The sequence below is a fragment of the Agrobacterium sp. CNPSo 3708 genome, from assembly GCF_028674915.1.
Taxonomy (GTDB): Bacteria; Pseudomonadota; Alphaproteobacteria; order Rhizobiales; family Rhizobiaceae; genus Agrobacterium; species Agrobacterium cavarae.
The window spans coordinates 357597-378696 of record NZ_JAQZSF010000005.1; the positions used below are offsets into that span (position 1 = coordinate 357597).

Annotated in this window: 18 protein-coding genes and 1 riboswitch; of the genes, 9 read left to right on the plus strand and 9 right to left on the minus strand. The window is 57.3% G+C overall.

The window, feature by feature from the left end:
* Positions 1-158: 158 nt before the first annotated feature.
* The 4 genes from PVA19_RS13475 to PVA19_RS13490 all read right to left on the minus strand — a co-directional run bounded on the left by PVA19_RS13475 (position 159) and on the right by PVA19_RS13490 (position 6169).
* Complete coding sequence (locus PVA19_RS13475; RefSeq protein WP_274102892.1) at positions 159-1907, minus strand: ABC transporter ATP-binding protein; 1749 nt, start codon at positions 1905-1907, stop codon at positions 159-161.
* An 8-nt stretch (positions 1908-1915) separates the two neighbouring features.
* Positions 1916-3037 carry an ABC transporter permease gene (locus PVA19_RS13480; protein WP_274102893.1) on the minus strand — a complete coding sequence of 374 codons (1122 nt, stop codon included), beginning with the start codon at positions 3035-3037 and terminating at the stop codon, positions 1916-1918.
* A 10-nt stretch (positions 3038-3047) separates the two neighbouring features.
* A complete protein-coding gene (locus tag PVA19_RS13485; protein WP_062426900.1) occupies positions 3048-4034 on the minus strand; it encodes an ABC transporter permease in 987 nt (328 codons plus the stop codon).
* A gap of 185 nt (positions 4035-4219) precedes the next feature.
* On the minus strand, positions 4220-6169 hold the full coding sequence (locus tag PVA19_RS13490; RefSeq protein ID WP_274102894.1) for an ABC transporter substrate-binding protein: 1950 nt from the start codon (positions 6167-6169) through the stop codon (positions 4220-4222).
* A gap of 466 nt (positions 6170-6635) precedes the next feature.
* On the opposite strand from PVA19_RS13490, the gene PVA19_RS13495 reads away from it, so the two are divergent.
* The 4 genes from PVA19_RS13495 to ribB all read left to right on the plus strand — a co-directional run bounded on the left by PVA19_RS13495 (position 6636) and on the right by ribB (position 10423).
* Positions 6636-7355: a FadR/GntR family transcriptional regulator gene (locus PVA19_RS13495; protein ID WP_274102895.1), complete on the plus strand. Its 720-nt coding sequence runs from the start codon at positions 6636-6638 to the stop codon at positions 7353-7355.
* Positions 7356-7474: 119 nt separating this feature from the next.
* The gene (locus PVA19_RS13500) at positions 7475-8356 is read left to right on the plus strand and encodes an SMP-30/gluconolactonase/LRE family protein (protein ID WP_274102896.1); all 882 of its coding nucleotides are present in this window, start codon (positions 7475-7477) and stop codon (positions 8354-8356) included.
* Positions 8357-8388: 32 nt separating this feature from the next.
* On the plus strand, positions 8389-9321 hold the full coding sequence (locus PVA19_RS13505; protein WP_274102897.1) for a dihydrodipicolinate synthase family protein: 933 nt from the start codon (positions 8389-8391) through the stop codon (positions 9319-9321).
* A 209-nt stretch (positions 9322-9530) separates the two neighbouring features.
* Positions 9531-9675: riboswitch (FMN riboswitch) on the plus strand.
* Between the two features lie 112 nt (positions 9676-9787).
* Entirely contained in the window at positions 9788-10423 is a 636-nt protein-coding gene (ribB, locus tag PVA19_RS13510) for a 3,4-dihydroxy-2-butanone-4-phosphate synthase (protein WP_274102898.1), read from the plus strand.
* 69 nt (positions 10424-10492) lie between these two features.
* Here ribB and PVA19_RS13515 read toward each other — a convergent pair whose 3' ends face one another.
* The 4 genes from PVA19_RS13515 to PVA19_RS13530 all read right to left on the minus strand — a co-directional run bounded on the left by PVA19_RS13515 (position 10493) and on the right by PVA19_RS13530 (position 14919).
* Complete coding sequence (locus PVA19_RS13515) at positions 10493-11281, minus strand: SDR family oxidoreductase (protein ID WP_274102899.1); 789 nt, start codon at positions 11279-11281, stop codon at positions 10493-10495.
* A gap of 14 nt (positions 11282-11295) precedes the next feature.
* The gene (locus PVA19_RS13520; RefSeq protein WP_274102900.1) at positions 11296-12774 is read right to left on the minus strand and encodes a sugar ABC transporter ATP-binding protein; all 1479 of its coding nucleotides are present in this window, start codon (positions 12772-12774) and stop codon (positions 11296-11298) included.
* A 107-nt stretch (positions 12775-12881) separates the two neighbouring features.
* The gene (locus PVA19_RS13525) at positions 12882-13808 is read right to left on the minus strand and encodes a sugar ABC transporter substrate-binding protein (protein WP_062426908.1); all 927 of its coding nucleotides are present in this window, start codon (positions 13806-13808) and stop codon (positions 12882-12884) included.
* A 130-nt stretch (positions 13809-13938) separates the two neighbouring features.
* Positions 13939-14919, minus strand: a complete 981-nt coding sequence (locus PVA19_RS13530; RefSeq protein ID WP_062426909.1) for an ABC transporter permease — start codon at positions 14917-14919, stop codon at positions 13939-13941.
* A gap of 231 nt (positions 14920-15150) precedes the next feature.
* Here PVA19_RS13530 and PVA19_RS13535 point away from each other — a divergent pair, with 231 nt between their 5' ends.
* From PVA19_RS13535 to PVA19_RS13555, 5 genes are all read left to right on the plus strand, one after another.
* A complete protein-coding gene (locus PVA19_RS13535) occupies positions 15151-15960 on the plus strand; it encodes a transketolase (RefSeq protein ID WP_062442763.1) in 810 nt (269 codons plus the stop codon).
* The gene (locus PVA19_RS13540) at positions 15960-16916 is read left to right on the plus strand and encodes a transketolase family protein (protein WP_274102902.1); all 957 of its coding nucleotides are present in this window, start codon (positions 15960-15962) and stop codon (positions 16914-16916) included. Before PVA19_RS13535 ends, PVA19_RS13540 begins: the two co-directional genes overlap by 1 nt.
* A 139-nt stretch (positions 16917-17055) precedes the next feature.
* The gene (locus tag PVA19_RS13545) at positions 17056-18525 is read left to right on the plus strand and encodes an FGGY family carbohydrate kinase (RefSeq protein ID WP_274102903.1); all 1470 of its coding nucleotides are present in this window, start codon (positions 17056-17058) and stop codon (positions 18523-18525) included.
* Positions 18526-18543: 18 nt separating this feature from the next.
* Complete coding sequence (locus tag PVA19_RS13550) at positions 18544-19497, plus strand: sugar-binding transcriptional regulator (RefSeq protein WP_062426913.1); 954 nt, start codon at positions 18544-18546, stop codon at positions 19495-19497.
* A gap of 28 nt (positions 19498-19525) precedes the next feature.
* The gene (locus PVA19_RS13555; protein WP_274102904.1) at positions 19526-20311 is read left to right on the plus strand and encodes an SDR family oxidoreductase; all 786 of its coding nucleotides are present in this window, start codon (positions 19526-19528) and stop codon (positions 20309-20311) included.
* 168 nt (positions 20312-20479) lie between these two features.
* On the opposite strand, the gene PVA19_RS13560 is transcribed toward PVA19_RS13555, so the two are convergent.
* On the minus strand, positions 20480-21091 hold the full coding sequence (locus tag PVA19_RS13560; protein ID WP_274102905.1) for a TetR/AcrR family transcriptional regulator: 612 nt from the start codon (positions 21089-21091) through the stop codon (positions 20480-20482).
* Positions 21092-21100 lie beyond the last annotated feature (9 nt).

Genomic DNA, 21100 nt, shown 5'->3' on the forward strand with positions numbered 1-21100 from the left:
TTTCTGTGTGGGGATGGGAGGGAGGTCTTCACTTGATGAGGAGCCAATTGCACCTGCCCTCATTGCAGTTGTTAATACGGCCGGCCACCCGCCCGATATCAATTTTGAGCAGGCGATTTGCAGGGCGTGCACGGCAGCGGTACGATTGGCCTCAATTTTCATCGTTGCACGCTCCCATTCTTGGTTGCGGCGAGGGGAGGGACGATGTGCACCGCAGGCTCTGTGTACCGGAACCGCCGTGAACGATCGCGGTCTCTCGGATCGGGACGTGGGATGGCCGAAAGCAGTGCCTGCGTGTATTGGTGATCGGGCGCGCTGCAGATCTTCTCAGCGTCGCCGACTTCCACGAGCCTGCCACGATACATGACGCCGACCCGGTCGCACATGTAGCGAATGACGCCGATATCATGACTGATGAAGATGTAAGCGAGACCGAGCTCGTCCTGGATACGCATCAAAAGATCGAGGACTTGGAAACGCACCGACACGTCGAGCGCAGAAGTGGCTTCATCGGCGACGATGATGCGCGGTTTGAGCGTGATGGCACGGGCGATGCCAATGCGCTGGCGTTGCCCGCCGGAAAAGGCGTGCGGGTAGCGCTCGCGACCGTTTGGATCGAGCCCGACCTGCTCCATCAGCGTACAGACCCGTTCGTCCAGCTCGCGGTCTTTAGCTATCCCGTTGACGAGGAGCGGTTCGCCGATGATCTGAGCAACTGTCATGCGGGGGTTGAGAGACCCGAAAGGATCCTGGAACACCATGCGCAGCTCCCGGCGCGCGGCCTGCAGCTCTTCGCCTTCGATCTTTGCGAGATCGATAATGCGACCGTCTGCCTTCCGATAGAGCATCTCGCCGGACGTCGGGTCGTAGAGCCTCATGATGGAGCGCCCCATCGTCGTCTTGCCAGAGCCACTTTCTCCAACAATGCCAAGCGTCTCGCCAGGCAGCAGTTTGATCGACACACCGTCCAGGGCCTTCATCGCGCCGAAGTGCATCGTCAGATCGCGTATTTCGAGAAGCGGTGGCGCGGTCGTATCGAGGGGCGGGCGCTTCAGCCGTATTTCCGCCTTCTGCTCGAGCTTTAGCACCGAACCGATCAGCATTTTGGTATAGGGATCGCGCGCCTCGTGGAAGATCTGCTCTACCGGACCGTATTCCTTGACGACACCGTGATGCATTACGAGGACATCATCGGCGATCTGCGCCACTACGCCCATGTCATGGGTAATGAACAGCACCGCCATACCGTTCGCCTTTTGTAGCCGAGCGATGAGATCGAGGATTTCGGCTTGGGTCGTCACGTCGAGAGCAGTCGTTGGCTCGTCGGCGATCAGGAGGCGCGGTTTGCAGGCGAGTGCCATCGCAATCATAGCTCGCTGGCGCATACCGCCTGAATACTGGAAAGCGTATTTGTCGATGGCCGTCTCGGGGTTTGGAATTTCAACTTGCCGCAGCAGTGAGATTGCTTCGGCGCGCGCTTCCGCCTTACTCATCTTCAGGTGCAGCCGTAGCGCTTCCATGATCTGGTCGCCGACCGTGTGAACCGGCGAAAGTGAAGACATCGGCTCTTGAAAGATCATAGCTATATCCGCTCCGCGCACGGAGCGGATCGCTTTGCCACGCGGATCAAGCTTGGCAAGATCGACAACTGAACCATCGGCGCGGCTAAGAAGAACAGATCCTGATGCGATATGACCGGGAGCATCTACGATCTGGAGGATGGAGCGCGCCGTCACCGACTTGCCGGAGCCGCTCTCTCCCACGACGCAGAGCGTCTTGCCCGGTTCAATCGAAAAGGAAATATCATTGACGGCTTTGAAGACGCCGGTTCGGAGAGGAAACTCTGTGACGAGATTCCTGACGTCGAGGAGCGGTTTGCGCGGCGCGATGTTCGGGATGTCTGTCATCGGTGATCTCACTTGTTGTACGGGTCGGCGGCGTCGCGTAGGCCGTCACCCAGAAGGTTGAGCGCCATCACCGCGATGACGACAGCCACACCAGGAAGGAAGAGCCATGGGGCTGTCGCGATAGAGCGGATGTTCTGCGCTTCACGCAGCAGGACGCCCCAGGATATCGTCGGCGGCTGCAGGCCGAGGCCAAGGAAGGACAGCGAGGTTTCCGCAAGGATCATCGCCGGTACGGCAAGTGTCACCGATGCGATGATATGGCTTGAGAAACTTGGGAGCATATGGCGAAAAATTATGCGCCGTTCTGGCACGCCATCCAAACGCGCGGCAGCAACGAATTCTTCCGTTCTAAGGGAGAGGAAGCGACCGCGCACCACGCGAGCAAGCTGTGCCCAACCGGTAAGCGACAGGATGACGGTGATCATCATGTACTGCATCGTCGCCGGCCAGTTCTGCGGAAGGGCCGCAGCAAGCGCCAGCCAGATCGGGATCGTCGGCAGCGACAGCACGAAGTCGATGACGCGCTGCATGACGAAGTCGATGCGTCCACCGTAATAGCCCGAAATGCCGCCGAGGACGACGCCGAGCAAAAGCGACAGAGCGACACCGACAAGTCCGATCGACAACGAAACCTGCGCGCCTTGGACAACTCGGCTAAACACATCGCGTCCAAGACGATCAGCGCCAAAGATGAAAAGCGGCCGGCTCTTGTCGGTGGAGGCTAGCAGATGAATGTTGGAGGAGAACAGTCCCAGCACGTTGTATTCATAACCGCCACCGAAAAATTGCAATGGCACCTTCTTTGTGGTGTCTTCCGTGAAAATGGCTGCAAGAGTGTTGGGATCACGGGTCAGCTTCATCGGGTAGTAATAGGGTCCGATCTCAAAGCCGTTCGACGTATCAAAAAGATGAATGCGCTGAGGCGGATGGAACGTTGCACGAGCGTTTTGCAGGACAGGATCGTTGACCGCGAAGAAGCCCGGCACGAGGGCCACCGTGTACATCGCGAGGGTTATGAAGAGTGAAGCCATGGCGAGCTTGTGGCGCTTGAAGGCCCACCAGATCAGCTGCCATTGCGAGGCGACGGCGGCGCGATCGGGGCGACCAGCGGTGATAGCGATATCAGTCATGGGCGCGCTCCTATTCGAGACGGATTCGGGGGTCGACGAGGGCCAGTAGAATGTCGCTGATCAGGGAGCCGATAAGCGTCAGTGCGCAGATCAGAAGGACAAAGGCACCGGCGAGATACATGTCCTGCGCCATCAGCGACTGAAGCAGCAAAGGCGCAGCTGTCGGAAGGTTCAAAACGATCGCGACGACAACGGAACCGGAAATCAGGTTTGGCAAAAGCCATGCGATAGTAGAGATGAACGGGTTAAGCGCGATACGAAGGGGGTACTTCGTCAGCAGACGAAACTCCGATAGACCCTTGGCACGTGCGGTCGTGACATAGGGTTTGGGCAGTTCGTCCAGCATGTTAGCCCGCATGACGCGGATGAGGCTTGCTGTCGAGGAAACCGCAAGAATGATAACCGGCAGCCAGATATGCTGCATCAGGTCTATCATCTTGCCGATGCTCCAAGGAGCGGCCTGATATTCGTGCGAGAACAAGCCGCCGACATCCTGCCCGAACTCCACCGCCGCGACATACATCAGCACGAGCGCCAGTAGGAAAGAGGGTATTGAGAGACCGAAGAAGCTGAATGCGGTGAAGAAATAGTCCCCAATCGAGTACTTCTTGACCGCAGAATAGACGCCTATGGGAAGCGCAATCGCCCAAGTGGCCAGAAGGCTAGCAATGGCGAGCACGAGGGTCAGTGCCATGCGCTCCCAGATCAGACCGGATACCGGCTGTTGCCATTCGAAGGAGATGCCGAAATCGCCCCGCGTGACGATTCCCCACACCCACTTTAGATATTGAATGATCATCGGCTGATCGAGACCGAAACGTTCGCGGAGCAGCGCGGCGGTATTCTGATCGACCACCTCATTGGAGGAAGCGAGCGTTGCGACGTAGGTCGTGACATAGTCGCCCGGCGGCAGCTGTATCAGGACGAAAGCGAGGAAGCTGACCGCAAAGAGCGATGGGATCATCCATAAAAGGCGTTTAACGATGAAGGCTAGCATAAGTCTCTCGCAAGCAAGGCCATGGCTGACGTTTTCCGACCGATTGATCTTCATCGGAAGGACGGCGGGTGGCGGATCAAAGGGGTGCCGCATTTTGAAGATGCGGCACCGTCCATCGTTCGCGTGAAGCGGTTGCGACCTTTCAGATCAGCGTCTCGCGCTTAATAGGCTTGGTTGGCCGTGCCTTAGCTGGTGAAGAAGAATTGCTGGGGCAGGGCGGGACCTGGATTTGGCCACGTCCAGCTGTCGGGTTCCGTTTCAGGAACGTTGCGCAGATTGTTGCGAATGATCCCGAAACCGCCGACAGCCAGGCAGACACCGATCGTCTCGAACTCGTCTGCCGCAATATCGAAGATTTCTTTCATCTTCTCGCCACGCTTTTGCAGGTCGGCGGTCGAGCGGGCCTCGTCGAAAAGCTTGAAACGCTTCTTCTGGCTTTCAGGTGGTTCCTGGCCCTTCTGCCCGTTCGATGTGTACCACTGTGCCCACGGTATGGCGTAGCGCGAACCCTGGGGATGGAAGGCGAAGAAGTCACGCGGATCGAGCATCGGGTCGAGACCGCCTGGGCCGGGCCAAACGGCCGCATCATGGGCGTTGTCGTCTCCACGTGTATAGTAGAGCGCGCGTTCGATGGTGTTCACCTTAATGTCCACACCGATCTGGGCCCACTGAGCCTTTACCAGTTCAAGCGTATCGACAAGATCCGGATAGAGGGTCGGGATCACATCGATTGCGAAGAATATAGGCTGACCGTCAGGACGAAGCCTAATGCCGTTGTCGTTCTTCTTGTCGTAGCCAGCCTTGTCCAGCATGGCATTGGCCTTGTCTTGGTCGTACTCGGTAAGCTGGTGTGCAAGCTTCTCGTGGTACCAAGGATGAGTAGGGCGGGGTCCTGTCTGGTATCCCTCGCTCTGACCGAAATAGACGATATCGATGATTTCCTGGCGATTGAGCCCAAAGGAAAGCGCTTGGCGGAAGGACTTGTCGGCGAACATCGTCCGCATAGCCGGATCTTTGTGAGTGATGTTAAGATAGATCTGGCACTGCTGCGCCGCAGAGGGCACAAGCGTCATCAAACGGTAGTCGCCCTTTTTCGCGTTTTCGGACAGAGTGGGCTTATTGGCCAGCGTGCTGATATGGCGTTCCTGAATGTCGATCTTGCCGGAGATGACGTTCAACATCAGGGATTCGACGTCCTGGGAAATGCCGAAATTGATCTCATCCACGTAGGGCAACTGGTTGCCTTCGGTGTCTACTTGCCAGAAGTAGGGGTTACGCGTCATCACGACACGCGTGGCGCCGCCGGAGTAGGGCTCCTTCACGACCCATGGATCGAGAGTAGGCTTGTCCACATTCGACCATCGGGACGGAACTTCGATATCACCGCATTTGCTGCGGAAGAACTCGGTCCAACTTGCTGCACCTGCCGCCTTCGCTTCGGCTTCGATGCTGGTGTTGTATTTTGGGAGGAACTTGCTGCAGTAGTGCTTTGCAAATAAGGTTGGATGCTGACCCAAAGGCGTTGCCAGGTTTTCGAGGTAGAGCGCATTCGGCGCCGCAAATTTGAATTTGACGGTGTAGTCGTCGACTTTGGCAACATCCACAGCCTTTCCACCAATTGAGACCTGGGCCGGAGTAGATCCGTAAAGCTCCTTGTTCTTCACCACGTCTTCGATTGCAAAGACCACGTCATCGGCGGTGAAGGGGTAACCGTCGGACCACTTGGTCCCCTTACGCAGATAGAAGGTGAATTCCGACGCGTCGGCGTTGATCTCCCATTTTTCTGCCAGGTTTGGCAGTACCTCGGTGAATTCGAGGTTCCAGCGTACCAAACCCTGGTTGCCCACCATGCGCAGGATGCCATTATGGTCGGAGGAGCCGCGGATACCGCGTCGCAAGGTGCCACCATAGGTACCGATTTTCTCATGCGGAGTGACGACTAGAGGGTTTTCGGGTAGTCGATCTTTCAGCGCAGGCAGCTTTCCATCCTTTACCAAGGCTGCAAGCTGTGGCGCTTCTCCACTACTTGCCGCCTTGGCAACGCCGCCGGCAACTGAGAGGGCCACGGCCCCGCCCACACCTGCCAAAAACGTACGGCGCGTCACGCCCAGCGAAAGTCCTTGCTTCTCGCGCATTCCGAAATCCCTCCCAAAGATGATACCCGGCGCCACGCTAGGCGGTTTGCCGGCCACGGCCTCCCCGACCGTTCTCCGATCTCCTCATCGGATAAGGGCACCATAATCAGATTTCAGATGATTACAAGTATTGACAGATTATTACAGATTTTTTATGTGTTCCTAAAAGTTTCGGGAAGCTTCAGGCTGTCAAAGCGGAGGATTGACACCTACTTCAACAAAGAGGCGTGGGGAGGCAATTTTCCCACCTTAATTCCTCGCGCTCATCCTGTTTGAGCGTGGAAAGCCGAAGGTCGGAGGCACTGGTTGTACAATCGCTACTACCCAAAAGGTGGTGGGAGGATGCAGTCGAGCAGGCGGTGCTTGAGGTCTTCGTTGAGAAAGGACTCGCGTGCCGTAGTGTTTTCGGTCTCTATCCGGAAGTGTAGGGAGAGTTCGAGCAGTTGAGAAAGGATAAGAGGCGCTGATGGACGGTCCAGTTGCGACGACGCCGACGAGAGGCGATACCCGCTTCAGCGATATCATTTACGAGAAAATCGTATCGATGATTGCGGACGGCCGTTTCCCGGTCAACGAGAGGTTGCCGTCCGAACAGAATCTTGCCGCCCTTTTGGGAGCGTCGCGCCCGGTAGTGCGAGAAGCACTGGAGCGCCTTCGCAATGATGACCTTATAGTGTCGCGCAAAGGATCGGGTTCCTATGTGCGACAAAGGCCAGACCGCTCGATTTTGCAGCAAGTGCCAGTTGGGTCTCTAGCTGATGTCCAACGTTTCTTTGAGTTCCGGGCGGGCCTCGAAGCGTCGGCGGCTGAATTGGCCGCCCGGAACTGGCAAGCTGTCGACCGCACTCGCATTTCTGACGCGATCCTGGCGCTGGAAAAATGCCTGGAGCGAGGAGACCTGGGTGCTGACGAAGATTTTGCGCTCCATGAGGCCATCGCGATTGCGAGTGGAAACCAGTTTCATGCGACAGTCCGAACCCTGTTCAGGCCTCACTTTTCCATCGGTCAGTCGGTTACGAGAAGCCTGAGTCTAAAGCGGCCTCCGCATCACGTGCGTGAGGTGCAGGGAGAACACACAGCAATTGTCGAGGCGATTTTCTCACGAAACGAACAGGCCGCTCACGACGCGATGAAGAACCATATCCTGATGGCACGTGCCCGCATGTTCCAAGGGGTGGGAAGTTAACAAAACATCTTCGGGACGACGACAATCCCGCATCGAACAATTTGAGTGGGTGTGGTCTGGGGCCACACGCTGGAGCGGAGCTTTGTCTCGTGAGGCGGCTCGGGGGGAAAGAGGAAGGCATGACGTCACAAAGGATTTTCGAACCGAAAATTCGCTCGCTCATCGATACGCCGCTTTCAGTCGGAGAATCGCCCGTTTGGGACGAGCGAACCGGTGCTCTCTGGTTCGTCGATATTCTCGCACCGGCTGCCTATCGGCTGAGGGCGAACGGAAGTCTCGATCGTTTCGACATGCCGGCGGCGATTGGTTGCCTCGGTCTGTGCGAAAACGGCATGGTGCTCGCCGGACTACAGACTGGCGTTCATCTCCTTGATCCGGCAACAGGTCAACTTGAATTCTTCTGCGATCCTGACGGGGGAAGGCCGGACAGTCGCCTCAATGACGGTAAAGTCGGGCCGGACGGTCATTTCTGGGTGGGAACGCGAGACGAGGCCGTTCCTCAAACCGGGAATGCGAGACTCTATCGCGTTTCACCCGACCGCAGCTTCACCTGCCTGATTGATGGGGGATTGTTGACGTCCAACGGTCTGGCCTGGAGTCCCGACGGCCTACGCATGTACCACTCTGATAGTAGCGGCCCCATGCTCCAAGCCTTCGATTTCGATGCCGACACTGGTGCAGTTGGAGCTGCAGAGCGTCTCCACGATTTTGTCCCTGGCGAAGGTAGACCGGATGGTGCTGCGACCGATTGCGAAGGCTACTATTGGAGCGCCGGCGTGCAGGGCGGTCGCTTGAATAGGATTTCCCCTGAAGGCCAGATCGTCGAAATTTACCAGATACCTTTCGCCGGTCCCACCATGCCCTGTTTCGGCGGGCCGGATCTCAAGACGCTTTATGTTACCAGCCTGACAACCGGCGAGGGGACGTCGAGGGCACAAGGCACTCTCATCGCCTTCGATGCGCCTGTCGCCGGCGCTCCCGTTCAACGGTTTGCGCTTTAGCCGCACATCCTTTTCATTTGGAGATTTCTGACATGAACCGCTTCGACATGCGCGACCGATTGCACGGCGTATCAGGCGTGCCGATCACTGCCTACGGCACAGATGGTGAGATCGATGCACAGGTAACTGCCACGATTTACAGCCGCGTTGCGCGCGCCGGTATCCACAATATCGTGGCTGCGGGCAACACCGGCGAGTTCTACGCCTTGACGATCGATGAAATTCTCAAGGTTTATGAGGCCGCCATCGCAGGTGTGGAAGGCGTCGCGCCGGTAACGGCTGCCATCGGGAGGTCTCAGCGCGAGGCTGTTGCTATGGCACGGCAAGCAAAATCCATGGGCGCCTCGGCGGTGATGTCGCATCAGCCCGTGGATCCTTTCGCCGCGCCCCAATCCCAGATCGACTATTTCCGCGGACTTGCTGAAGCAAGCGAACTGCCGCTCGTCGCCTATGTCCGGGCTGAAGGCTTTAGCGTCGAAGATATGACGCGCCTTGCCGCTCATCCCAATATCGTCGGTATAAAGTTCGCGACGACAGACGTGATGTTACTGTCCCGCTCAATTGCCGCGTCCGACTCAAACGGCGCGCTTTATGTATGCGGACTGGCCGAAAGCTGGGCGCCTGCCTTTGCTGCGGTGGGGGCGAAGGGCTTCACGTCCGGGCTGGTCAATGTTGCACCGCAGTTTTCGCTACAGGTGCAAGCGGCGCTCGCAGCTGGCGATTTTGCCGCTGCCCGTTCCGTCGTCGAGCGGATCGAGTTGTTCGAACGGCTGAGAACAAAATATCGCAATGGTGCCAACGTGACGGTGGTGAAGGAAGCCGTTGCCATGCAGGGCTTTCATGTCGGACCGGTCCGTGCGCCAGGTCTTCCAGTCCTCGATGCTGCTGACAAAGATGCATTGAGATCTCTCATGCAGTCCTGGGGACTATTGGGAAGTGCCGTTGCGACGGGTTCCACCCTGTGAAGGGGCCGTGCCGTGGATGGGGAGAGATGCTCCTCGCCGGATCTCCTTCGCTACCGTACAAGGACGAAACTTCTGAACTGAAGGGACGGGAGTGGAAGATAACGAACTCAAGCTGTTCGCAGAGCCGCGGCAATCTAACTATCCGATATCGCCTCCAATCAATGCATTATTTCCAGCTTGAAATACCGCTCCTGCTTGCCGTATGATTGTCTTGTTCTCAGGGCGGGGCGCAATTCCCCACCGGCGGTATCGGGATTTATCCCGGAGCCCGCGAGCGCTTCCGGTCTCCGGAAGGTCAGCAGATCCGGTGCGATGCCGGAGCCGACGGTATAGTCCGGATGGAAGAGAACAAGGTAAAGAGGACCCGCATCCAGTGGGGCCTAATTACGTTGTTCGCCCAAGGGAAATTTGGCGTTTGACCAAACGCGAAAGTGCCGGAAACGGCATAACCCTTGAAAGGCAAGACATGACGATTTCTAAAATTGAAGATGCGATCGCAGCTATCTCTCTCGGTGACATGGTCATCGTGGTGGATGATGAGGATCGTGAAAACGAAGGCGATATCATCGCCGCTTCGGAGACCATCACTCCCGGCCAGATCGCATTCATGATGAACCACGCTCGTGGTCTCATCTGTGTTGCCATGGAAGGCGAGCGACTGGACGAGTTGGAGCTTCCTTTGATGGTTCCGCGCAATACGGAGTTCCACAAGACCGCTTTCACCGTATCGGTGGATTACATTCCTGGCACGACCACCGGCATCTCCGCACAGGACCGTGCCAAGACCGTGCAGGCGCTGGTCACCAAGGAGACGAAGCCGGAAGATTTTGCTCGGCCTGGACACATCTTTCCGTTGCGTGCCAATCCGAAAGGCGTTCTCGGCCGCGCCGGCCACACGGAAGCCGCCGTGGATCTCTGCCGACTCGCAGGAAAGGCACCCTCCGGCACCATCTGCGAAGTTGCCAATGACGATGGCACCATGGCCCGGCTGCCCGATCTAGAGGTGTTTGCCGAACGGCACGGTCTTTTGCTCGTGACGATTAAGGACTTGGTCGAGTATGTGAATGCCCGGGAAGCCGAAGAGCGCAAGCAGGTGGCTTGAGGTCACCAATGCAAAATGCGCCCAGTTCGGGCGCATTTTCATTTTGTAATCTGAATTTAAGACTGCCCGTTACCAGCAGCAGAACCCGCCATCGACCAGAAGATCGACGCCGGTCACGAAGCTTGCTGCATCAGACAGCAGGAAGATGGCCGGCCCAACCATTTCATCGACATTGGCCATGCGCTGCATCGGCGTCTGCTCTTCAAACAGTTTTGTTTGGTGGACCATTTCGGGACGCGTATTCATCGGCGTCGCCGTATAGCCGGGAGAGATCGTGTTGACGCGCAGCCCGCGTCCAACCCACTCCATCGCCATGGATTTCGACATGTGGATGACGCCCGCCTTGGAGGCGTTATAGTGGCACTGCATCAGCCCGCGATTGACGATCACACCGGACATGGACGCTATGTTGACGATCGAGCCGCGTCCGTGCTTCAGCATGGCTTGGGCCTCAGCCTGGCAGGAAAGGAAAACGCCCTTCAGGTTGATATCCATCATCGTCTGGAACTGGCTTTCGTCCATTTCATCGGCAGGATTGGCATTAGCGATGCCTGCAGCGTTGACGGCAAGCGATAGCGCCCCGAGATCCGCCTCGGTTTTGGCTACGGCGTCTGCCAGCGCCTGCTTGCTGGTGACATCTGCGGCAATCTGAACAGACTTGCGACCGGCCTTTGCAATGAAGTCAGCCGTTTGTGCAAGGCCGTCGTCTGTGCGGCGGTCGAGCAACGCGACATCGGCGCCGGCCTGTGCCAAACCCATGGCGATGCGCTGGCCGATACCAGAACCCGCACCCGTGACGAGGGCCACCTGACCGGAAAGATCGAAAAGCTTGGGCGCGTTGAGCGTGATCGTGGACATGCAGGTTTCCTTTTTCAAATTGTCGCCAGTTCCATGACGGACACATCGTTGGCTTCGTCACGGTTGAGAATACCGGCCTGATTTCCTTGGGCAAGAACGAGGATGCGGCTGGAAACGCCGAGAACTTCCTCAAGATCGGAGCTGACCACGATCACCGCTACGCCCTGTTTCGCCAGATCGACGATGATGTCGTAAATGCCGGCGCGTGCGCCGACATCGATGCCACGGGTTGGCTCATCCAGCACGACCACACGCGGATTGCGCGCCAGCCACTTGGCGATGACGACCTTTTGCTGATTGCCACCAGACAGATCGGATGCCGGCTGTTCACCTTTGCCTTTAACGCCAAACTTCGAAATAGCAGCATTGGCGAAACGACGCTTGAGCCCAGGTGTGATCCAACGCGTTCCAAGTAGGTCGAGATTGGCGTAGATAATGTTTTCGCCGATTTCATGCTCGACCACGAGCCCTTGAAGCTTGCGATCCTCCGGCACCATGACGATGCCATGATCGATGGCGTCGGAGGGGGATTTCAGGTTGAGCTGTTTGCCATTGAGGATAATGTGTCCCTGAGAAGTCGCATCTGCACCGGCAATTGCCCGCACCAATTCGGTCCGGCCAGCGCCGATGAGGCCTGCAATACCAAGAATTTCGCCGGCACGCACATCGAAGCTGACATTGCGAAATGCGCTGTTGACGCCTGTCAGTCCTTTGACCTCGAGCACGACCTTTTGGCTGGCCTTCGGTAGGGTAGGGAACATGCGCTCCAGCGAACGGCCGACCATGCTCTCCACGACGGTGCGTACGGGCGTAGAACTATCAGCGAATTCGTTGACCCGTTCTCCATCACGCAAGACGACGATCCGGTCGGTGATTTGTCGGATCTCCTCCATTCGGTGCGAAATGTAGATGATACCAACGCCCTCAGCCCTCAGCTTTCGGACCTGTTCGAACAGCGCCTGCGTTTCCGCCCCGCCAAGGGCTGCTGTCGGCTCGTCAAGGATGAGTAGCTTCGCATCAAGCGCCAGCGCCTTGGCGATCTCAATGAGCTGCTGGTTTGCAGTGGAAAGGCCTACGACTTTGCGGTAGGCGGGAATGTGGAGATTGAGGCGGGCCAGTTGCTCCTGCGCGCGCCTCACCATCTCGGCACGATCGACCTTGCCATTTTTCATCGGCCAGCGCCCGATGAAAACATTCTCCGCAATGGATAGCTCAGGCAGAAGCTTCAGTTCCTGGTGTATCAGCACGACGCCTTTGTCGATCGCCTCGCGCGGCGAGGCGGGGGCGTAGGGTTGGCCAAGCCAGGTCATGGTGCCTTGCGATGGTTCGCGCGATCCTGCAATGATGCCAGACAGGGTCGATTTGCCTGCGCCGTTCTCGCCCAGAAGCGCGACGACCTCGCCAGCATAAACGTCGAGATCGATGTTCTTTAAGACCTCAAGCGGACCGTAACGTTTGCTGATGCCACGCAGCGAAAGAACCGGCTCACGCATGCTTACGACCTCCCAAAACTTGCAATCGAGACGACCGGATGGTCGCAACGCGCCATGTCCGGTTCGACGAGGTGGGGTGCCGCCGAGAAACGGCACCCGCAGTGTAATCAAGGATGGTTGGCGATAAAGCCGTCGACATTTTCTTTGGTGGTCAGGGTCGCATCCATCAACTGAACCGGTGCAACTTTCTCGCCGCCGACAATCTTCACGGCCATCTCGACAGCAGTGCGGCCCATCTTCTGCGTCTGCTGGGTGGCTGTCGCATTGAAGACGCCGTTCTTCAGCGCTTCGAGGGCCGCGGTGTCACCGTCAAAACCGCCAACCACAATCTTCTGCGATGGATTGGCAACCTTGATGGCCTGCGCTGCGCCAAGTGCCAGACCGTCCGCCTGAGCGAAGACGATGGAGACATCCGGATTTGCCTGAAGCATGTTCTGCATGATCTGGAAGCCTTCGTCCTGGCTCCACATGTTCGACCATTGTTCAGCAACGATCTTCACATCCGGGTTCGCCTTGACGGATTCCATGCAGCCTTTGGTACGATCCACTTCTGGCGTCGTGCCCTTCTGGCCGTGAATGATGACCATCTTCCCCTTACCGCCAGCCTGCTTGATGATGTAGTCGCAGACCGACTTTGCAGATGCGACGGAATCAGTCGCCAGGAACGTATCGCCAGGCGCACCGTCTGCGTTACGGTCAACGTTGATGACAGGCACGCCGGCGGCCTTTGCAAGCTTCACCGGAACGGTCGCGGCAGCAGCACCGGCAGGAATGTAGATCAGCGCGTCGATATTTTGGGTCAGAAGATCCTGGATTTGGTTGACCTGCGTCGGGCCATCACCCTTTGCGTCGACGGTCACGACCGTGATGCCGCGCGTTTTGGCTTCTGCTTCCACCGACTGCTTGATCTGGTTGAAGAAGTTTGCCTGAAGATTGGCCACTGCAAGGCCGATCTTCTTGACTTCGGCGGCGTTGGCGGAGCCGAGTGAGAGGGCAAGTGCTGCCGATGCCAGTAGAATACGAGACAGTTTCATGTTGTTTTCCTCCGGTTTTGGTGATGGCTTTCGGGAGACTTTGCCTCCTCCCCTCGGGCCGGTTTCCTCCCCCTCCAGGAAGGGAGATGGTCTGTTGAGGGCGGAGTCGATCTCCGCCGAAGCTTGAAGATCAGGCTCTTCTACGGCGCAGGGTTTCTGCCCCGACCGCCAGAACGATGACGACGCCGATGATGACCTGCTGAAGAAAAGGCGAGACGTTGAGAAGGTTGAGGCCGTTGCGCAGCACGCCGATAATGAGGACGCCAATAAGCGTACCGCCGATACCTCCAGCGCCGCCCGAGAGGGATGTGCCGCCAATGACAACCGCTGCAATCGTATCAAGCTCGTATCCAAAGCCGCTGGACGGCTGGACGGAGTCGAGGCGCGCTGCGAGAACGATACCGGCAAGACCTGCGAGAACAGCGCACACGATATAGACGCCGATAGTCACCAGTTGAACATTGATGCCGGCCAGACGTGCCACTTCAGCATTGCCGCCGACGGCATAGACGGTACGGCCTTCAGCACGGTAGCGCAAAAATGCCCATGAAACGGCGACGACAACCAGCATCAGAAGCACGGTTGCGGTTAGCACGCCGAAGTGCCGATCAATCGCGAGCATCATGAACCAGTCAGGAAAACCAACGATCTGCTGGCCGTCGGTGATCATGTTGGCAACACCACGCGCGACCGACATCATGGCAAGAGTAGCGATGAATGCAGGCACACGAAACACGGTGACAAGTATGCCGACAGCAAGCCCGCAAACGCCAGATGCCAGCAATGCTAGCACGATGGCTGCGCCCATTGGCATCCCGGCGACATTTGCAGTCCATCCCATGATCATCATCGACAGGGCAAGAACAGATCCCACCGAGAGATCGATGCCACCGAGCAGAATAACGAACGTCATGCCGACGGCCATGATGCCGAGAACGGTGATTTGATCGAGGATGTTCAAACCATTGCGCAGCGACAGGAAATTATCGCTGGCAAAAGAGAGGAACACACACAGAAGCAGCAGACCGACGAGAGGTCCCGTGGCTCCACTCAACCAGGCGAGCGGATTTTTCATTTGGACGTTTGCGTCCTTGCGCTCCAACACGGTCATGGCTCCTCCCACTGGTCTTACGTTAGAACTTTTAGTCCGATGAGAATAAATATTCACATCCGGTGCAAAATTCATAATTCAGTTTCTGGACCCTTGTCAATAGCGCAGATGCGGGCGGGTGATTAAATGAAATCACCGCGCTGTCTCTTTTGGAACTTGACACTTTGGCCGCTTATGCAATTATATAGCTATATGTATAAATATTCACACGTGCATCTTGATGAGGATTTCATGGAGCCGAAAGAACTAGAGCGCGTGGCGCGCCAGATCCGCCTGCGCGATGTGCAAGCCGTTTTCGAAGCCGGTGCAGGTCATGTGGGTGGAGAAATGTCTGCCATCGATGTCATGACGGCGCTGTATTTCCGCGTCCTGCGCATTTGGCCGGATGATCCGAAGAACCCGGCGCGCGACCGCTTCGTCCTATCAAAGGGGCATACGGCATGCGCCCTTTACGTCACGCTCGCCAAGCGCGGCTTTATTCCGGAAGACGAAATCTCAACTTTCCTGCAGCCTAATTCGCGTCTGAATGGCCATCCCAACTGCAATAAGGTGCCGGGTGTCGAGACCAATACCGGGCCACTTGGCCACGGCCTGCCGGTTGCGGTCGGCATGGCCAAAGCCGCCAAGCTTTCTGGCGCCGATTACCACACCTATGTGATGACCGGCGACGGCGAGATGCAGGAAGGCTCTAACTGGGAAGCGATTATGTCTGCCGCCCAGTTTGGCCTCAATAATCTGACGCTTATCATTGATCACAATCGCTTCCAGCAAGGTGCGGCGCTCTCTGACACCAACGATATTGCACCGCTTCGACCCAAGCTGGAAGCATTCGGCTGGGACGTCTCTGAAATCAACGGTAACGAGATGGGCGAGGTCGTTCCCGCACTCGAACACCGTAGCGATCGCCCGCACTGCATCGTGGCCCATACCAACAAGGGCCATGGCATATCCTTCATGCAGGACAAGGTGGATTGGCACCACAAGGTGCCGAGCAAAGAACAATATGACATCGCCGTCAAAGAACTTTCGGAGGCATTATAATGAACGCGCCCGTATCTGCCCCCAAACTCCATGACTGCCGCGATGCCTTCGCCGAGACAATTGAGATGCTTGCCGCAAACGACTCACGCGTTGTCGCCGTATGCAATGACTCGGTCGGCTCGTCAAAGCTCGGCGGCTTCAAGGCGAAGTTTCCAGAACGTCTGGTCAATGTCGGTATTGCCGAGCAAAACATGGTTGGTGTTGGTGCTGGTCTTGCAAATGGTGGGCAACTGCCCTTCGTCTGCGGCGCGTCCTGCTTTTTGACAGGCCGCGCTCTGGAGCAGATCAAGGCCGATCTTGCCTATTCCAATGCCAATGTAAAACTTGTCGGCATTTCGTCGGGCATGGCTTATGGCGAGCTTGGGCCGACACACCACTCCATCGAGGATTTCGCGTGGACGCGTGTTTTGCCAAATCTGCCGGTGATTGCGCCTTGTGATCGTATCGAAACTGCCGCTGCAGTGAAATGGGCGGCTGAGTATGCAGGCCCTTGCTTCCTGCGCCTGTCGCGTGTCGGCGTGCCGGATCTGCTGCCGGAAGGGCATATCTTCGAACTCGGCAAAGCCAATCTCCTGCGCGACGGCACGGATTTGACTTTGATCGCTAACGGCACCCTGACACACCGCATGGTCAAGGCCGCAGACATCCTGGCAACACGCGGCATTAAAGCTCGCGTTTTGAACATGGCAACCGTGCGACCGATCGATGAAGCGGCCATCGTTGCGGCGGCAACGGAAACAGGTGCGATCCTGACGGCGGAAGAACACTCGATCTATGGCGGGCTGGGTTCTGCCATCGCCGAAGTGGTTGTGGAGCAGGCTCCGGTGCCAATGAAACGCCTCGGCGTTCCCGGCGTCTTTGCCCATACCGGCCCGGCCGAATGGCTGCTCGATGAGTTCGGGATGGCACCGGCCGCTATTGCCGACGCGGCTCAGGCACTGATCAAAAGAAAATAAGTCTCCTCCCTGCCGCTCACGTCTCCATCTTTGAGGCGTGGGCGGCGCCCTTTTTCACACCCGCGTGGTACTTCGATTTGCCTGACAATCCCGGCTAGGATCACGCGCCAACACTATCTGCTGGGAAAAGAGCATAGCGATGCGCGCCATTTTGTCTGTCGATCAGGGTACTACGAATTCCAAAGCAATTCTGGTTTCGGAAGAAGGAGCGATCCTCTCGCGAGGCTCGGCACCCGTCGGTATCGCTTATCCACAGCCCGGCTGGGTGGAGCAGGACCCAAAACGCATCTGGTCCTCCGTCTTAGAAGCTATCGACGGTTGCCTCAAAGCCGCGCCAGTCACTGTGTGCGTGGAGGCAATCGCTATCTCCAACCAGCGCGAATCCGTAACGATCTGGGATGCAGTGACAGGTGATCCGCTCGGGCCCGTCCTGAGTTGGCAATGCCGCCGCACCGCATCCGCATGTGCGGATCTCATCCAAGGTGGCCACGCCGATCGTGTCATGGCGCTCACGGGCCTTCCTATCGACCCAATGTTTCCCGGCGCCAAAATGCGATGGTTGCTCGACCGCGCGCCCAAAGTTCGCAAGGTCAGGCTCGGCACTATCGATAGCTGGCTGATCCATTGCTTCACTGGCGGTCAGGTCCATGCCTGTGACGCGTCAAACGCAGCCCGCAGCCAAGCCTTGGATCTCAAGCGGCTCGTCTGGAGCGACGAACTCTGCACGCTCTTCGGCGTCGACATTAACGCCCTTCCGGATGTTCGTGATAGTAGCGGCGAATTCGGCGTGACTAAAGACGTCCCTGGCATCAAAGACGGGACGCCTATTCTGGCGGCGATTGGCGACAGTCACGCCGCGCTCTTCGGCCACGGGGCATTCAATCCTGGCGATGGCAAGGTGACCTTTGGTACCGGATCCTCGGTCATGACCACATTGCCGCACTTCATTGCACCCAAACAGGGCATCACCACGACGGTAGCTTGGCAGCTTGGCGGCACGCCGACCTTCGCGTTCGAAGGCAATATTCTGGTCTCTGCCGCCTCGCTACCATGGATGACCGATATCCTAGGGTTGCCGGATGTCGCCACGCTCGTGGAATTGGCCTCGACGGCCGCGCCGGGCGGGCCTGGTTTCGTGCCGGCCTTTGTCGGCCTCGGCGCACCTCACTGGGATTCCGATTGCCGCGCTTTGTTTTCCCAGATCAATTTCTCCACAAGCCGCGCACAGATGGCGCGTGCTGTAACCGACTCCATCGCGTTTCAGGTCTACGACGTCTTCGCAACGATGGGTGCACAGTCGCCCACAGGTTTCGGCCGTCTGTTCGTCGATGGCGGTCCGAGCCAGAGCCGCTTTCTGATGCAATGCGTAGCCGATATGCTGGATCATCCCATTATTCAGCGCGATGCGCCGGAGGCCTCTGCCCTGGGTGCCGCCTACCTCGCAGGGCTTGCGCTCGGTATGTGGTCTGACCTCCAGACTGTCGCCAGCCTCAATGCCAGCGGCACCAAGATCGCTCCGGTCACTTCCAACAAAAATGACAACCTCGCCACGTGGAAGGATGCCATTGCCCGCTCGACCTTGAGAATCCCGTCCGCTACAAGTGAATAAAAATTCATTGGGGGTGCCATGGGTAGGATAAACGAACTTCGTCTGATCTCGCGTGTCGCGCAGATGTACTATAGCGAGCATAAGCGCCAGGCCGAGATTGCCGAACATCTTCACTTGTCCCAGGCAACTGTTTCACGCATGTTGAAGCGCGCCGAGGCGGAAGGCATTGTGCGCACCAGCATCATACCGCCTGTCGGAACCTTCAGCGAGCTGGAAACGAAGCTTCGTGAACGTTTCGACTTGCCTGAAGTCATCGTCGTCGATTGCAGCGAAGACCGTGACGGGGCGATCATGGCGAGGATCGGCGAAGCGGCAGCGCATTTTCTGGAAGTTACCCTTTCGCAAAATGAAATTATCGGCGTGTCCAGTTGGAGCCAAACCATCTTCAAAATGGTCGAAAACATTCATCCGTTGAAAGGTGCGAAAGCCAAATACATTGTCCAGACACTTGGCGGCATGGGCGATCCATCGGTACAGACCCACGCAACGCAGATTACCACTCGCCTTGCACGGCTAACGGAAGCCGACCCGAAGCTTCTAGCTGTCCCGGGTGTAGCAAGCTCTCGCGAAGCGAAGCTCTTGATGCTGTCCGATCCTTTCGTGCGCGATACGATCGATCTCTTCGGCTCGATCACGCTTGCAATCGTTGGCGTCGGCGCAGTCGAGCCGTCCGAGCTTCTGGCACGCTCCGGCAACATATTTTCCGATAAGGAGCTAGCGGACCTGTCTCAAGCAGGCGCTGTCGGCGATATTTCGTTGCGCTTCTTCGACAAGGACGGAACGCCCGTCAAGACGCCGCTGGATGACCGGGTTATCGGACTACCGCTAGAAAATCTGGCCAATGTTGATCGCGTGATCGCGCTGGCTGGCGGGGCAAAGAAAACCGAGGCCATTGCCGGCGCTCTCAGAACCGGCGTTATCGATGTTCTGGTCACCGACAAATTCACCGCCGAACGCCTGGTCGGCCCATAGCGAGTTCCAAGTTTCATAAGGAGGAGAGATGAAACGTTTTGAAGGTCAGTCCGTCTTTGTCAGTGGCGGCAACAAGGGTATCGGTTACGGCATTGCTCGTCGCTTCGCTGAAGAAGGAGCAAAGGTCGCCATCGCTGCTGTAGAGAAGGACACTCCGGATGTCGCGGCGAAGCTTGCCGAAGAAACCGGCCTTCGAACCTTTGGCGTCACGCTTGATGTGCGTGATGCCGCAGCGGTTCGTGAAGCTTACGAGGCGGCGGAGACCGCGCTGGGAGCCCTTTCCATCTCTGTTCAAAATGCGGGCGTCATCACCATTTCCAAAGTCGAGGATCTAAGTGAGGATCAGTGGGACCTCAATATGGAGGTCAATACCAAGGGCGCATTTCTTTGCTGCCAGGAAGCTATCCGCCGTTTTCGCCAGAGCGGAACGAAGGGTCGCCTCATCAACACCGCCTCTGGCCAGGCTCGACAAGGCTTCATCTACACGCCGCACTATGCCGCATCTAAGTTCGGGGTTGTCGGCCTTACCCAAAGCCTTGCCAAGGAGCTCGCCCCAGAGGGTATTACCGTCAACGCTATCTGCCCTGGCATCATCGATACGGAAATGTGGGATTACAACGATCGCGTCTGGGGCAAAATGCTTGGTGACTATAAGCCCGGCGAACTGATGTCCGAATGGGTCGCTAACATTCCCATGCGCCGCGCCGGCACACCGGCAGAAGTAGCGGCCCTGGTGGCGTTCCTGGCCTCGGAGGATGCTGCCTATATCACTGGTCAGACCATCAACGTCGATGGCGGTCTGATAATGTCTTGATAGTTTCCCGCTCTCGGTTCTGGATCATTTCGAAGAAAGGCCGTGCTACCGAGGGGCGGAATGTTGTCAAGTGCTGGTAGTCTCGCCAATCGAGAGTAGTGATCTCAAGCATCGATCAACGGCCGATCTCGTTGGTCTCGATCCTGCTTCCTCGCGACTTCGCTGAACTCAGGAGGAAGCCTTGGCAGCGATGCCGAACGAGGCCATCGCTGCTTCACACGCACGTGTGAACCGCATGGAGGGACCTTCGTTTCCGATCGCAAGCTTGCTGACGCGCGCGCCTTCCAAAAGCATGGCAAGTGTGTCAGCCAAAAGGTCGGGATCGCTGACACCCGTCGAACGACAAAGATCGGCAAGACGGGAATGCTGTTGCATCTTCAGGGATTCTATAACCGCGTGTACCGGGTGACCCTGCTCCTTTAACTCCACGGCGGCATTGGTCAGATCGCATCCATAGGGCTCATTCGACAGACACTGAGCACGTGCTTCCACCCACGCCGCAAGCTGAGCTCTCGGGTCGCCTGGGTTTTTTGCCTCAAGATCTTCCCAAGCGTTATCAAGCGCTTGAGAACTGTGTTTGAGCGCTTCGCACACCAGATCGTCCTTGGAGCCGAAATGTCGATACAAGGTCATCTTATTGGTGGCTGCGGCCTCTGCAATGGCATCGACGCCAATCCCGCGTATCCCATGTTCGCGAAACAGTTGACAGGCCGTCGAGACGATCCTGTCACGAGGCGGGATTTTCTCTTCCGATAAGCGATCAGATTTGAGGGATTTCATGAGACTTAG